The sequence below is a fragment of the Francisella sp. Scap27 genome (assembly GCF_013394105.1).
Lineage (GTDB): Bacteria > Pseudomonadota > Gammaproteobacteria > Francisellales > Francisellaceae > Francisella > Francisella adeliensis.
The window spans coordinates 892,324-907,123 of the sequence record NZ_CP041326.1 but is presented as its reverse complement, the minus strand read 5'-3'; the positions used below and the strand labels follow the sequence as shown (position 1 = coordinate 907,123).

Below are 14,800 nucleotides of genomic sequence, written 5' to 3'. Positions count from 1 at the left end.
TAGTAATTATCTTTTGTACTAAGATACCATATTTAGTTTATTGAGTCATTATATTTGCCAGATAGACATTTTAAATTGAAGTGAAATAGTTGTCTGATTTAATATTACTTTATAAAAATACCCAAATAGAGTACTATTACGGTATATAAATAAGAAAAATTTAAGAATAAACTGAATGTCTTTTTTAGTAGCGATTGTAGGTAGAGCCAATGTTGGAAAATCTACCTTATTTAATGTAATGACAAGCTCGCGTGATGCTCTTGTTTTTGATTTTGAGGGTGTTACACGAGATCGTCAATATGGTCAAGCGAAATATGATGATCTTGACTATCTTGTAGTGGATACAGGTGGTATTTCTGATAATGATGTCGGCTTTGATGAGTTTATGGCAAGACAATCAGAAATGGCTATCGATGAGGCGGACTTGGTGTTTTTTATTGTAGATGGTCGCTCAGGTGTTACAAGCGGTGATGAATATGTTGCTGATTTATTGCGTCAAAAAAACAAAAAAGTAGTCGTAGTAGTCAACAAGGTTGATGGTGTTGAAGAAGATGCTGCGATGTCTGATTTTTATAGCTTCGGTTTTGACAAGGTTTTTGCTATTTCTGCAGCTCACCGTAGAAATACACAGAAATTAATCGATAAGTACCTGAAAAAACCACTTGATGCATACTATAAAGATTACACTCAAGCAGAAGAACATCGCGAAGAGCAACGCCATGGTATTCACTTCTCATTAATTGGTAGACCAAATGTAGGTAAATCAACTCTTACAAACCGTATGCTTGGTGAAGATAGAGTTGTTGTGTATGATATGCCAGGTACAACGATTGACAGTGTTAGCATTCCATTTGATAGACATGGTAAAAAATACACAATTATTGACACAGCAGGAGTGCGCAAAAGAGGTCGTATAAATGAGACTCTTGAGAAATTCTCAGTTATCAAAACTTTAAAAGCTATCCAAAACTCGAATGTAGTAGTAGCTGTGATTGATGCAAGAGCAGGACTTTCTGAGCAAGATTTAAGCCTAATAAATTTCGCAGTTAAAAATGGTCGTGCAATAGTTGTGGCTGTCAACAAATGGGATGGTATGAGCGAAGAAGATCGTGCCTTTGTTAAGAAAGAATTAGATAGAAGACTGTTTTTCTTAAAAGATTATGTTGATATTTTGTTTATATCAGCGTTACATGGTACAAATGTTGGACATATATTCGAATCAATAGAAACAGCTTATGCTTGCGCAACGAGGAAAATAACTACAGCAGATGCTACTAGGCTGATGCAACTAGCTGTTGATGCGCACAACCCTCCAGTAGTTGGTAAGTTTCGTATTAAGTTGAAGTATGCTCATGTAGGGGGTCATAACCCTCCATTGATTGTTATTCATGGTAATCAGGTTGTTAAACTACCTCATTCTTATAAGAAATATCTTGAGAATTTTTATCGTGAAGCATTAGATTTTCGTGGTACACCAATAGCATTTGAATTTAAGCAATCTGAAAACCCTTATGCAGATAGAAAACCAAAGAGAGTAAAAGATGAAAGCAATAAGAGTAAAAAAGCTAGATAATATAGCTGACGATATAACTATTAATATTAGTGGGGCTAAAAATGCCCTATTACATCTTATCTTTGCAGGTTTAATTCCTGCTTCAAAAACAGTTTTTTCAAATGTTCCAACTACTTTACTTGATTATAAAGGAGCTAAAGAGATTTTAGAAAGTGTAGGCGCTAAAGTTGTTGAGAAAGGTGAAAATGTAGCTATAGATACAAGTAAAATCACAAAGGATACGTTAGAGTTATGTGGTAATCAAACATCAAAAACTCGTTGTTCACTAATGCTTCTAGGAGCGATGCTAAAGCAAAAGAGTCGTGTAAAAATTGGTTTTCCAGGAGGCTGTAGTTTTAGTGAAAAAAGACCTTTTGATATACATCTTGAAGGGCTTGAAGCATTAGGTGCTGAAGTGGTTTTAGGTGATGAGTTTATTGAGGTTATCTATAAAGAAGAAAAAAATGCAGAATACAAAATGCCTTTTCCATCTGTTGGCGCTACGATGAATCTCATCATGTATGCTGTAATTGGAAGCTCTAAAGTAATCTTAGAAAATGTTGCTCTTGAGCCAGAGGTTGTTACGCTTATTGATTATTTAAATAAGTGTGGAGCAAATATAAATTTTGATACAAATAGTCGTAAAGTTGAGATTGATGGAGTTACAAAGCTTAAAGGTTGTGAGTTTGAGATTATTTATGATCGTATTCAGGCAATGACTTATGCTACGATGGCATATTTGTATAAAACAAATGTTACTATAACTAACATTAACACGGGCGATACTGATAATATTAAAAAACCCCTAGAAAAGCTTACAAATGCTGGAGCTAAATGGGAGTATGACAGTGATAAAAGTTTAATTAAATTTTATGGTAAAAACAGCTCGCTAAATGGTGTAGATATTATCGCAGCACCGTTTCCACATTTTCCTACAGACTTACAGCCTATATATGCCATTATGTTACTGATGGCTAATAGCACGAGTACTATTCAAGACACGGTATATCCAGAGCGACTAAATTATGTGTATCAAATAAGAAAAATGGGATTTGATTTATCGATAGATAATAACCTTATAAGAATAAATCCTATTGAGAAACTGAGTGAAATTCGGCCAGCTACAATGAGTGTTAAGGATTTGCGAGCAGGGATGGCATGTTTGATGGCAGGCTCATTACTTGAAGAATCCTCAACTATAAATAATGCACATCAAATATTTAGAGGTTATAACAATCTTGTTGAAAATATGTCGCATTTTATGAAAATAGAAGTTCTGAGTGAAATAGAGTAGGATTATGATGTCAGAGTATATATCTTTAGAAAAATATAATACATATAGAATTAATGCTGTTGCTAAGCATGTCTATTTTCCAAGTTCAGAAAGTGAGGTTATTGAGATTGCTAAAAAGCACGATAAATTATTTTTTCTAGGCAATGGTAGTAATATTATTTTTTCTAAAGAGAGATACGAAGATGAGATAGCTTTTATAGTGTTTTGTGAAAAATTTAATAATTTAAAAATACAGGGTAATAGTGCAAAGGTTGAAGTTGGAGTTCTATTACAAGATTTAGCTTTAGCAACTTATCAAGCAGGGTTGAGTGGGGTTGAAACATTTTATGATGTGCCAGCAAGTGTTGGAGGAGCCCTGATAATGAATGCTGGTGCCTATGGTGATGAAATATATACTCTTGTTAAAAGTGTCAGAGTACTTGATCTAAAAACTAAAAAAATTAGAGAGTATCAAAAAGCTGACATTGAATATGGGTATAGGTATTCGATGTTTAAAAACAATCATGATATTTGTATATTATCAGCAGAGCTTGAGTTTGAGAAAAAGCCTAAAAACCAAATAAAAGCAAAACTTGATGATATATACTCAAGAAGGCTTGCAAACTTACCCCAAAAACCAACAGCAGGGAGTGTTTTTAAGCGGCCTCAAGCAAATGTGCCAGTGGGTGTGATGGTTGAAGAATTAGGGCTTAAAGGTAAAACAATTGGTGATGCTCAAATCTCTCCTAAACATGCAGGTATTATAGTCAATAGAGGGCATGCTAAAGGATCGGATATTATAGCTTTAATTGAGTATATTAAAGAACAAGTCTCCAAGCATTATAATATATGCTTGCATGAGGAACAAATTATAATTTGATGGTGCTATTCGATAGTTGCTATATGCTCAAAATTTACTATACTTCTTTTAGGTAATTTATTTTTATGAAAAAGATGACAAAAACTATTCTAATATCGCTATTTTTACTTGTAGGCATTGGTTTGGGTGTTGCTAGTGAAGCTTATCAGGGAGAACATTCTGATAAAAAACTTGGATTAATAAGTAAAAAGACTACAAATACTGGTGGTTTACAGCCTGATGAAAAAGATAGTAGCTATAGTTATGATGAGAAGTATGAGGATCTATTGACTCATATAGATACGTCATATACTGATGACTATGAGATTGATTCTGATAAACTAGATGGTGAGCTTTCAAATTATGAAGACGATTACCAACATCTTTTAGCTGAAGCTGAAAAAATAATTGGTAAAGATAAAGTTGATGCATTAACGAAGAATGTTGAGGAAGTTGCAGTAACACCAAAAAAAGAGCCTAAAAAAATAATAAAAATAAAACAGTTAGATGATGCTAAGAAAAAATTACATGAACAAAATAATTCAATGGCTATAGATTATAGTAAGGCTAGGGATTTAGATTCTGATTCAGATGGAGAGAATATTTATCAAGGGTTATTAGATGCACTTAAAGCTGACAAAAAAATAGATGGCATGTTTGAGTCTGCTGATGGTTCGGATGAAGATGGTGATGAAAATACTTACAAATATAAAATGGCAGATGGTTTTCCTCTTGAAGAGATTATGACAGTTGGTCTTTTTAATGGTGAACAAAAGCGCTTTAAAAAGTGCTTAATTTTGAAAAAATATGGCGGGGGCACATGGAGAACATATTGTCAGCCATTAGCTAAGCCTACTAAATGTTCTGATCAAGAGTGGCGTGATTTATCTACTATGCCAATTATGTATTGTTAAATTTAGTACATAATTTTAGTTATTAATCTTTTTATCCTTTTTTGAAATCAGCAATTTGTTTTTTAAGATCCTCAAGACTTACTCTGTTTGGATTCGCTTTGGGTCTTAAGTCAGAAGAATCTTTGCGAACAGCATAGCCATATAAAGCTTCGACTTCTAATTGAAGATTGTTTTTTAGTTCGGCTATGAAACTTTGCCATTTGTTTTTGCCTGTTAGAGAGGTTTGCATTTTAGTATCTGCTAAAGGCTCATTAAGTTCACGAATGTCATTAAACAATACATTCGTGTTTTCATAGGTGAAAGTAACTAGATCACTCTCTATAGCAGGAGATTTGTAGGAGCTTGATTGAAGCATGCCTCCCCATGTTTTAGCATCTATCATAGCATTTGTGTGAGGAAGATTGTCTACTGTTGAAAAAGCTGAGTTTATAGAGCTAAAACTATTATCACCAAAAGTGGAAAACAGAAGAATCCCTTCATGGTTTAGCATTTCATAGTACTGATCAAGCTTATCTGCAATGTTAGGGTTAAGATGAATCGTAGTGTTTGATATTATTAGGTCGTATTTTTGGAGCAAATCATTAGAAATATTTGCTTCAGGAAACCTATCTTTTAGAACACTTATATAAGATTCATCTTGGTAACCGTCGATAAAGATATTCTCAGGATTAAGGTTTATAAATTCTAACCTTTTCAGGAGTCTTAGGGCTATTTCATTTTTTATAAATGAAGTGTTATATTTACGACTTGATTTGAGTCGTTGATTAAAAAAAATATAGTTAAACATTTATTTTTATGTGTAGAAAGGAACTTTGAAATAGAGTATACCACTTATGATTTATTGTCAAAAAAGTGATAATAATTTCCTCCCCACTCTTCTTTTGTCATGAATATTACAGTACTTGCTTGAATAAGCAGTTTAGCTATATTGGTGTTGGAGCTGTTAATATAGATCTGAAAGCCTAAATATCTATTTACATTTGCCTTTAAAACTTATAAGTTTATTAATTAAATATATGCTAGTTTTCATAGAGAGTTTATGAGTTTTAATATTGGAGTATTTGGCTCTTTTGATTTTAAAGGTGCTTCTGAGCTTAAAAATGAGATAACTTCAACAGGATCTAAGATTTATGAATTTAACCTAAAAGAAGATGTGGTTAGTCAAATACAAACAAATAATATTCAAGTATTGATCCTAAATTTGCAGAAAAAAGATTTGCTGATTGATATTGTTAATAAAATCAGATCTTCAGCGGAGATTTATTTATTACCTGTATTTAGTGTTGTTGAAAATTATGAAATTTATGTTGATGCGCTATATTCGAGCGTTGAAGAATTAAATAGTGTGTGTGAAAAATTAACCATTAAAAAAGAAACCCTAGTAGATATTGATAGTAAAAGGATGATAAAAGACTGGCAGACAAGATTCTTAACTTATCTGTATACTAGAAAAGGGTTGAAATCTTTAGATGCTTCAGTAGATAAAGCATCTAAATCATTTTATAGTTTTCCATTGATAGAGGTCTTCCATACTGATAACACTAATGTTGCTGAATGGATTGGTGATTTAAAATCAGATGAGTTTTTAAAGATAAAAAAATTTGTAAAATCTTATTTTTGCTGCCAAAAGTGTGATTCTGCACGAATACTTTATTCTGAACAGTGCCCTGATTGTAAAAGTGAAAATATTCTCTTGACTGACTTTATACATTGTTATACTTGTGGAAATATGGGTCCTCAATCAGAGTTTCTACATAATGAACAATATGTTTGTACACACTGTAATACAAAACTTAAACATATTGGTCAAGATTACGATAAACCTTTGGAAAATTATTACTGTAAGAGTTGTAACTTTAGTTTTTTAGAACCTAATGTTATTTCTGAATGTATCGATTGTGATAACATGTGTGATACGGAACAACTAAAAAAAATGAGTGTTCATAATTATGAATTAACTCAAAAAGCTGAGCATTTTATTAGTGTCGGTTTGAATTATGCGATGTCTGTTTTTGATAATATAAACTATATAGTCCCTGAATTTTTTTATAACTTTATAGAATGGTCATCTCTCATGCAAAAAAGGGATGAATCATACGCATTTTCATTATTGAGGATAAATATCTCTGATAATGTTAGTGTTGATGAAATAGTACTCGTTTCAAAAAGCCTTAAAGCTGTTTTACGAAAAACAGATATGCTTACAAGAATAAATGGTCAAACAGTTTGGATATGGCTTCCAAATACGCCAATAGATGGTGCAATGGTAGTCTTGGAGAAACTCAATACTATTCGAGTATCAGAAGGAGCAAATGCTGAAGATATGACTAATATAAAAGCATTTTCATCGGAAAACTTAGGAGTTGTTCATGATGCTAAGATATTGTTGATTGAGCTTGCCAATAAGGATTAAGCAGCATGGGAGAGTTGTATATTTTATATAATTATGTTTTAGGCTTACTCTCTAACCCTAAAGAACTTTTTTTATCTGTATTTGTAGTAGTATTGCTTGTAGAAACTCCCTATACTTTTTTTATTTTTTTAAGTGTTTTAGGTAGCTACTTTCATCAGTTAATTACACCAAATAAAAAAGAACCATATTATCCTAAGGTAAGCTGTATTATTACAGCTTACAGTGAAGGCAAAGATATTTTAATTACTCTGAAAAGTTTAGAAGAACAATTTTATAAAGGACATATCGAAGTTTTAGTAATGATCGATGGTGCAGATGTAAATAAAGAAACTCTTGATGTTGCAATGAACTATAAAAAAACATTTGAGCCAAATAGTAAGAGAACTTTAAAAGTTGTACCAAAATGGCAAAGAGGTGGACATGCATCATCATCAAATCTAGGTTTTAGGCTTAGTACTGGAGATTTAGTAATATTGCTTGATGGAGATACTTCAGTCGATAATGATATGGTTAGTAATATGGTGCAACCATTTGCAGACTCTGATGTTATAGGATGCTCAGGAACTATAAGAGTTAGAAATATTAAGAAAAATATTCTTACAAAGTGCCAAGGTATAGAGTATATGTTAGGCATTCAAATGTCGAAGATAGCTTTAAGTAATATTAACAGTGTTAACAATATTTCTGGAGCATTTGGTTGTTTTAGAAGAACATTACTTAAAAAAACCACTTTGTGGCGTAACGGATCAGCAGAAGATCTAGATATGACATTAAGGTTACAATTTTTATTTAAGCGGCATAAGAATCTTAAGATTAAGCATGTACCTTATAGTGTCTCGCATACAGATGCACCTGAGTCAGTTTGGGTGCTTATTAAACAAAGAATGAGGTGGGATGGAGATACTTATTTTATATATATTCGTCGACACCTCAAAAGGTTGTTGCCTAGGTATCTAGGTTGGAAAACTTTTTTTGTTACCTTGTTTTCTGGTTTATTTTTTCATGCTGTGCAGCCTATAGTTATCGTAATAAGTTTGATTTATACAGCCTTTATGTTTCCAGTGCATGTGATAGTGCCTGTATATGTTGCAGTATATATATATTATTTAGTATTAAATTTTGCTTTATTTATTACTTTTATATTGTTAGTATCAGAGAGAAAAAAAGAAGATGCTAAGCTTTGGTATGTATTGTTTGTGATGCCATTTTATTCTGTGTTTTTAAAATTTGTAGCAACAGTCGCAACATTTAGTGAGTTTTTTATTAAGTCTCATAAAGATAGCACTATGGCACCAACATGGGTTAATAAAAAGGTAGGGTGAAATTTACAGCATGAAGTTTAAAGTGCCTAAAAATAAGTTATTGTCGCAGGTTGAGAGATCACCTGTACGAAAAAATATAGCTAAATGGCAATGGTATTCTGTTGTAGCTGTAGTTGTAGCTCCACTTGTTTATATCGTATGGTTGATTTTTAGTGGCAGTTGGTTTATTGTCGCTCATGGAACAGTTGTTACAGAAAAATACCTTATTCGAGCGAATGAAGATAGTTTCGTGGAACAAAACTTTATTCATGATGGTGAGATAATTAAAAAAGGCGGGCAAGTTTTTAAACTAAAATCTCCTCTTCTTGAGACTGAACTTAAAGAAATTAACGATCAAATTCATGAAATAGAAAGTATGCAGGAAAAGCTCTATAATAAAGATCTTAGTGCAATAAATCATATGTATAATACTTCAAAAAAATATGTTGATATAAATAAAAAGTTTTATGAAGCTATGGTTGATCTACGTAAAGAAAAAGTAATAAACTTAGTTGATTTGCAAAAATCCTCTCAGGTTTTGCATGATGCAGAAATGGAACTTGAAAGAGTAAAGGTCGATAAGCAAGAATATAGTCTTGATAAGGATAGTGAGTATGAAAAAGATATTAGGGATCTTGAATTTAGGAAAGCTATTGTAGAAAAAAAATTAGATAGTTTAGATATAAAAATGAATATCAGAGCTGTTGTTAATAAGGCATATGTTTATAAAGGTGAGTTTGTTCAAAAAGGACAAGAGCTAGCTATGTTATCTTTATTTAGTAAACCTTATATCAGAGCTTATTTAGACTCTAAATATCTCTCTTATGTACATCGAGGGACTGCTGTTACAATTCGTTTTCAGGATGGTGTTGAATTTTCTGGTAAAGTTGATTCGCAACCTATTTTTGCCGAAGTAAATAGAGATAGTACTAGTATATTTGATGAAGTAGAATCTAAGGTCGTAATAATTGTCAAACCTACAGAAGAAATTCCTTCAGATTATAATATTAATAGTGTGCCTGTTGAAATTGACATAGATCGTTTATAGATGGGAGTAATTTATGTCACAAGCTATAATTGATAGTTTTATTGCTTTAGATAACGCAACTATAGGAATATTAGTTATTGATAAGCATAAAAATATCAAAGTTGCTAATAGTACAGCTTGTGAAATTTTTGGTTATGAAAAGAGTGAACTGCTTGATCATAATATAAAAATGCTAATGCCTGAAGATATTGCTAAAAACCATAATGCTAGTGTTGACAGGTATATCACTTCTCGCAAGGCTAGGGTGCTTGGTCAGCCACTTCAGCTGCCAGGTGTCAAAAAAGATGGATCCCTTTTAAATCTACTAATTTCTATAAGTGAAATAGAGACAGATGAGCCTTGTTTTGTAGGCTTAATACAAGATTTAACTCAGCAAACTCGTGAGCAATCCAAATACAATGCTATAGATGCTACAAGCTACGCTTCTTGGGTATATAATGCTATGGAAGATAAATTTTATTGGAGTGTTGAGCATTTTGAATATTTTGGGGTTAAAGTAACAAAAGATAAAAGTGTTTCATTGGATTATTGGATAGAGTTAATCCATCCAGAAGATCGGAATAAGTTTAGGAATGCTATAGAACAGATTATTTCAAAACAACAGTTATTTGATATTATCCTTAAACTTAATTGTAATTCTGAGATAAAAACAATCAGGATGTTTGCTAATTATTCAAATGATTATAAAGGTGAATTAAATTATATCGATGGTATCAGTGTAGATGTAACTGATAGAGTGAAGTTTTCACAGCTACAAAAAATAGTGAATATAGATCTCCTTACAGAGTGTAATAGTAGGTTTTATTTTGAAAAAGCATTAAATAATTCCATAGAAAATTTCTTACAGAAGGGAGAAGGTTTTGCACTAATACTTATTGATATTAAAAGGTTTAAAGATCTTAATGATTATTACGGGCATAGTGCTGGGGATCAAGTGCTTAAAAAAATTGCAGCATTGCTAAAGAAAAGCTCTCGTATCAGAAGAGAAGATGTATTAGCTAGACTTGATGGAGATGAATTTGCAATAATTTGTAATAATGTACAGTCACAAACAGAGCTTAAAGAAATTGCTGAGAGAGTCTCGAGCATTATCAACACAACCATACAGGTAGATAGTGCAGAGATAAATGTGGCTACTCACATAGGTGTGGTTTCAAGCCAATATGACAATAAAAATTTACGTACTTATGCAGATTTTGCTATGAGTGCTGCTAAGAAAAGAAATTTGGATATTTGTTATTTTAATGAAAATATTAAAAATGAGTATTATGAAAATATAATACTTGATCATGCAGTTAAAGATATTGTTGATAGTGGAAATATAAGAGTTACATACCAATCTATTCATGATCTAAAGACATCTAAGGCTATAGGTTTTGAGGTTCTTGCTAGGTCTTCAACGAAAGCCTTTAGTGGTACTAATATTGGTAATTTAGTTGAGTTAATTGAGAGAAACGGTCTAGCAGATAGACTAAATAAGCTAGTAATTAATAAAACCTTCTTAGACTTAGAAAAAGTTGAGTTACCAAAAGATTTTAAAATCTCTATAAATATTTCTCCTAGTGTTATAAATCTTGCGCGACATCTTAAAGATTTGGTAGATATTGTTTCTCAAAAGAGAAAAAATCTATCAACTGACTGCGATATTGTTTTTGAGATTATAGAATCATCAATCGTGTCATTTACAGAAAGAGAAATAACAGAAGCCCGAGAGATGTTTAAAAAGTCTAATATACTACTAGCTATTGATGATTTTGGTACTGGTTACTCATCATTTGGAAGATTAATGGATGGTGGCTTTGATATATTAAAGCTTGATAAGTCATTATTAGATAAACTGATGCAGGGAGTGGTTGGAAGCAAAAGTATCTTTGAGTCAATAAACAGCATAGCTAAAGAAATGGATATGAAGTTGATAGTAGAAGGAGTTGAAACTAAAGAAGCCTTAGATTTGGTTGAAAGCTTGGGCTATAGGTATGTTCAAGGCTATATATTTTCTAAACCAGAAGGTTTAGGAACATTAGTCGATAAAGGGGTTTTAAAATATAAAACAAAATGAGTTTTTTAAGTTTTGTATCATCATTAGTCCAAAAATTCACAAAGCAAAATTGTTTGTTATGTCATCAAAGTTCAGATGAAGTGATTTGTAATTACTGTTTTGATGATATGGCGAGTAACCTGCATTTAACAAAAGAGCAAGTAGAGCTAGATGTCGAGTATGACTACTATTATCTTTCTAGTTATTCGGTGGAAATGAAATTTTTACTACAGAAGCTTAAGTTTAATAAAGATTTACTTATCGTACCAGTTTTTGAAAAGCTTTTTGATAAGTGGTGGAGTGAGTTTGCAAGTAAGCATTTAGATACTGTAGATGCTATAGCTGTGGTGCCAAGTCATCGTTTACGCTACTTGTATAGAGGATTTAATCAGGCAGAGGTTATAGCTCAAAGTATTGCTGATAAACTAGCTATAAGAACGACTTTTACAGACTATAAGAGAGTGAGATATACTAAACCACAATCAAAATCATCAAAGTCCCAAAGGGTAGCTCAGATAGCTGGAGTATTCGAGCTTACAAAACCAATCACTGCAAAGCATCTTATAGTTTTTGATGATGTATTTACAACAGGCTCGACTTTGAAAGAGTTTATAGAGGCTATAAAAGTTGGTAGTGATATTGAGAAGATTTCGGTAGTTACGCTAGTCAGGGCAGGTTAAATAACTAAAAACTAGCAGCTGTGAATCGTTGTTTAATTTTATTTTTTTCAAGTATAACAATACTTTTTGCTGGAACGTTTATTTTCTGGTACTGTCTAGATGTATTTGCAAAATTTGCAATTACAGTAACGTCGCCTGAAAACTTCGTGCATTGAAGAAGTTTATCTTTACTTAGGTAGCTGAAACTAGTCATTTGTTGTTGTACTAAGATTTTATGCCATTTAGACCAAACAGGCAGGTACTTACTCAACAGAGGTTTTTGTTCAGACCATGCTTTCCTATCTAAATGCAATAGTGGTGGATAGTTGTAGAGAAAAGTTTTTAATATGTTGTTTTTTATTTCAGATGGGAATTTAAAAGTCGCATATTCCCAGTGATCAGATGTAATTATACTATCATTATAAACTAGTTGAAAAAGGGGGACTTCAAAACTAGGATTATAATATATATAGCTTAAAAGTGGTTTTAATGGTATTGGCTTGCCGTAACGATCTGGGATACCATCAGGAGACCAATACCCTCCCATATAATATTTTGAATTTTTATTTCGACGCATATCTTTATCCCATATTCCTTGAGAAACTAAGCCATGACCAAATACAGCGATAGGAGCTACATAATCTTTACCATCTTCAGTACCAACAACTAGCTTATATTTATTAGCTGCCCACTGCATGCGATCTAACCTATTTTGAGCATCTTGCCTTTTACTCAATGGGTGCTCAGTTGAAAAGTCATTATTAAGATCACCAGCACCATCTGTATCGAAAAACCAAGAGTTAAAAGGAGTTTTATCTTTGTTTATAGCACCATCTAGGCGTAAATTCATTTCAGGCTTTGCAAATGAAGAGTTTAGACTATGACCTCTACCTAAGAAACCAGTCTTGTATTCTCCGTTTTGTTTTATTACAGCGGCTTTTGTATATAGTGATTTATCATGGAAAATACCTGTTGACCAAGAACCCTTACCAGGTTGTTGTAGAGAATTATAGGAGTCATAAGGACCAATCAAGTAACCATCATCAACAGCTTGTTTAACAACGTTTGCATGGTAAACTCCATCTTGGATATCATTTAACCCAAGCCAAGCATTTTTTAAGCCGATACTTTGTAGATTATCTAACATTACTAAAGAAACACCGTTACCCCAGAATTTAACAGGTTCAATATATTTGCTATAGGCTGATTGAATAAGATTTTTATTTAATTCGATGATTTCAGCAGATGTTTGCTTTTCTTTAAGTAAAGAAGTTGCTATGGTGTTTAATTTAGTAGAAGCAAATGCTTTTTTATTCCAGAGTTTTGGATCGGCAATTAGGGATTTAAAAGCATCATCAAGCTGTGCTTCTAAAGCTGGATATACCCATTTTTGCTTGGCAAAGTTTTCTAAAATATTATTTGAGGATCTTTTAAGTAAAGTATTGAAGTATTTTGTGGGATTATAAGTTTTACTCGCAAGTTGTTGCTTTATAAATATATGGAGTTTACGCCAATTTACATTTTTATTTCCAATTAATTCGTCACCCCATAGATAAATAAAGGGAGCGCCATATAGCTTGGTAACATTTGGAGCAATTTTAGCTTTTTCTGTTAAGGTTACAAATTTATCCTCAGCTATTTTATGTTCACGATATGTGTTAGCGATCACATTAGGATCATTTTTTAATAATTTAATTGTAAAACTAAATGATCTTTTTTCATTGAGAATATTAAATGTATGAGAGAAGCTTAAGCCTAATCTATTTTTTCCAGTAAACCAAAAATTATTGTCAAAGGGGTTGTTAATTTGGTAGTAAAGAACTGAATCTCCAAAACCTGCTGTTAGGAATTGCATTGATAGGTTTGCAAGGCCTGTTAATGAGTTTTTTTCATTTGTAGTTGAAGTTAGGTAATTAATCCATTTTGGATCTGTGGTCGGAATGAATCGTCCTTCTAACATTGGAAGTAAGAAAGAGTCTGAGTTATTAATAATTGGGAATGTAATAGAGTTATTATCTGTTCCTTTTAGTTTTATAATGTTGGAGAAGCTAACATCAAGACTGCCATTGTTTAGTTTGAAATCAACTCTGACATTATTGCGATCAAAGACTAATTCTTGTTTATTTTGAAGTTTTATGTCGAATTTTTCTTCAGTTTGAGCTACTGAGACCGGGAAGTTCTTAGAGTTTGATTTTAAATCAACCTTTAAAGTTGCTGGGTTGATCAAGAAACAAGAAGTTTTGTCACAAAGTTGAACTGGGTTAGCAATAGTCGTCCCAAAAGTAAGAAAGATTAATGGGAGTAAATATTTTAATTTCATAATTGCAGGATAGATTCGGTATTTGTATGAAGATTGTATCATGAGAAAATTTCATAAAGGCCATGCTCTATAGCAAATCTATCTTCATTCAGGTAGTTTGATACTCATTTTGCCACCCAAGATATGAGCATGAATATGAAACACCATTTGGCCACCTTCTTTACCAGTATTAAAAAGAGTTTTAAAGCCTTTTAAGCCATTTTCTTTGGCTATTTTAGGAATTGCTAGCATCAGCTTACCCATCATTTCTTCATCGCTAGGTTCAAGCTCGTTTAAGCTAGCTATATGTTTTTTTGGAATAACCAAAATATGTACTTCAGCAGATGGATTTATATCATGAAATGCTAATACATCCTTATCTTCATAGACCTTTTTAGATGGTATTTCACCAGCAATAATTTTACAAAATATACAGTCAGACAT

12 protein-coding genes are annotated in these 14,800 nt (G+C 32.2%); 9 read left to right on the top strand and 3 right to left on the bottom strand.

Annotation, left to right across the window (positions count from 1 at the left end):
- Positions 1-175 precede the first annotated feature (175 nt).
- From der to FLM55_RS04295, 4 genes are all read left to right on the top strand, one after another.
- On the top strand, positions 176-1,573 hold the full coding sequence (gene der, locus FLM55_RS04310) for a ribosome biogenesis GTPase Der (RefSeq protein WP_178948206.1): 1,398 nt from the start codon (positions 176-178) through the stop codon (positions 1,571-1,573).
- Positions 1,542-2,846, top strand: a complete 1,305-nt coding sequence (locus tag FLM55_RS04305) for a UDP-N-acetylglucosamine 1-carboxyvinyltransferase (protein WP_178948205.1) — start codon at positions 1,542-1,544, stop codon at positions 2,844-2,846. Before der ends, FLM55_RS04305 begins: the two co-directional genes overlap by 32 nt.
- Positions 2,847-2,853: 7 nt before the next feature.
- A complete protein-coding gene (murB, locus tag FLM55_RS04300; protein WP_178948204.1) occupies positions 2,854-3,705 on the top strand; it encodes a UDP-N-acetylmuramate dehydrogenase in 852 nt (283 codons plus the stop codon).
- A 65-nt stretch (positions 3,706-3,770) separates the two neighbouring features.
- Positions 3,771-4,598, top strand: a complete 828-nt coding sequence (locus FLM55_RS04295) for a hypothetical protein (protein ID WP_178948203.1) — start codon at positions 3,771-3,773, stop codon at positions 4,596-4,598.
- 31 nt (positions 4,599-4,629) lie between these two features.
- Here FLM55_RS04295 and FLM55_RS04290 read toward each other — a convergent pair whose 3' ends face one another.
- Positions 4,630-5,385: a biotin synthase gene (locus FLM55_RS04290; protein ID WP_178948202.1), complete on the bottom strand. Its 756-nt coding sequence runs from the start codon at positions 5,383-5,385 to the stop codon at positions 4,630-4,632.
- Between the two features lie 252 nt (positions 5,386-5,637).
- Here FLM55_RS04290 and FLM55_RS04285 point away from each other — a divergent pair, with 252 nt between their 5' ends.
- The 5 genes from FLM55_RS04285 to FLM55_RS04265 are packed head-to-tail and all read left to right on the top strand — an operon-like array spanning position 5,638 to position 12,078.
- The gene (locus FLM55_RS04285) at positions 5,638-7,011 is read left to right on the top strand and encodes a hypothetical protein (RefSeq protein ID WP_178948201.1); all 1,374 of its coding nucleotides are present in this window, start codon (positions 5,638-5,640) and stop codon (positions 7,009-7,011) included.
- A gap of 5 nt (positions 7,012-7,016) precedes the next feature.
- Complete coding sequence (locus FLM55_RS04280; protein WP_178948200.1) at positions 7,017-8,333, top strand: glycosyltransferase; 1,317 nt, start codon at positions 7,017-7,019, stop codon at positions 8,331-8,333.
- Between the two features lie 10 nt (positions 8,334-8,343).
- Positions 8,344-9,360 (top strand): HlyD family secretion protein, encoded by a 1,017-nt coding sequence (locus FLM55_RS04275; protein WP_178948199.1) that lies wholly within the window; start codon positions 8,344-8,346, stop codon positions 9,358-9,360.
- Positions 9,361-9,373: 13 nt separating this feature from the next.
- Positions 9,374-11,419 carry a bifunctional diguanylate cyclase/phosphodiesterase gene (locus FLM55_RS04270; protein WP_178948198.1) on the top strand — a complete coding sequence of 682 codons (2,046 nt, stop codon included), beginning with the start codon at positions 9,374-9,376 and terminating at the stop codon, positions 11,417-11,419.
- Complete coding sequence (locus tag FLM55_RS04265) at positions 11,416-12,078, top strand: ComF family protein (RefSeq protein ID WP_178948197.1); 663 nt, start codon at positions 11,416-11,418, stop codon at positions 12,076-12,078. The genes FLM55_RS04270 and FLM55_RS04265 overlap by 4 nt, the downstream gene beginning before the upstream one ends.
- A 4-nt stretch (positions 12,079-12,082) precedes the next feature.
- Here FLM55_RS04265 and FLM55_RS04260 read toward each other — a convergent pair whose 3' ends face one another.
- Positions 12,083-14,419: a glycoside hydrolase gene (locus FLM55_RS04260; protein ID WP_256868923.1), complete on the bottom strand. Its 2,337-nt coding sequence runs from the start codon at positions 14,417-14,419 to the stop codon at positions 12,083-12,085.
- A 42-nt stretch (positions 14,420-14,461) separates the two neighbouring features.
- On the bottom strand, positions 14,462-14,800 hold the full coding sequence (locus tag FLM55_RS04255) for a histidine triad nucleotide-binding protein (protein ID WP_178948196.1): 339 nt from the start codon (positions 14,798-14,800) through the stop codon (positions 14,462-14,464).

Excerpts from the sequence above, each read along its gene's own strand:
- der (WP_178948206.1), top strand. The coding sequence starts at position 176 with ATGTCTTTTTTAGTAGCGATTGTAGGTAGAGCCAATGTTGGAAAATCT.
- FLM55_RS04305 (WP_178948205.1), top strand. The coding sequence starts at position 1,542 with ATGAAAGCAATAAGAGTAAAAAAGCTAGATAATATAGCTGACGATATA.
- murB (WP_178948204.1), top strand. The coding sequence starts at position 2,854 with ATGTCAGAGTATATATCTTTAGAAAAATATAATACATATAGAATTAAT.
- FLM55_RS04295 (WP_178948203.1), top strand. The coding sequence starts at position 3,771 with ATGAAAAAGATGACAAAAACTATTCTAATATCGCTATTTTTACTTGTA.
- FLM55_RS04290 (WP_178948202.1), bottom strand. The coding sequence starts at position 5,385 with ATGTTTAACTATATTTTTTTTAATCAACGACTCAAATCAAGTCGTAAA.
- FLM55_RS04285 (WP_178948201.1), top strand. The coding sequence starts at position 5,638 with ATGAGTTTTAATATTGGAGTATTTGGCTCTTTTGATTTTAAAGGTGCT.
- FLM55_RS04280 (WP_178948200.1), top strand. The coding sequence starts at position 7,017 with ATGGGAGAGTTGTATATTTTATATAATTATGTTTTAGGCTTACTCTCT.
- FLM55_RS04275 (WP_178948199.1), top strand. The coding sequence starts at position 8,344 with ATGAAGTTTAAAGTGCCTAAAAATAAGTTATTGTCGCAGGTTGAGAGA.
- FLM55_RS04270 (WP_178948198.1), top strand. The coding sequence starts at position 9,374 with ATGTCACAAGCTATAATTGATAGTTTTATTGCTTTAGATAACGCAACT.
- FLM55_RS04265 (WP_178948197.1), top strand. The coding sequence starts at position 11,416 with ATGAGTTTTTTAAGTTTTGTATCATCATTAGTCCAAAAATTCACAAAG.
- FLM55_RS04260 (WP_256868923.1), bottom strand. The coding sequence starts at position 14,419 with ATGATACAATCTTCATACAAATACCGAATCTATCCTGCAATTATGAAA.
- FLM55_RS04255 (WP_178948196.1), bottom strand. The coding sequence starts at position 14,800 with ATGTCTGACTGTATATTTTGTAAAATTATTGCTGGTGAAATACCATCT.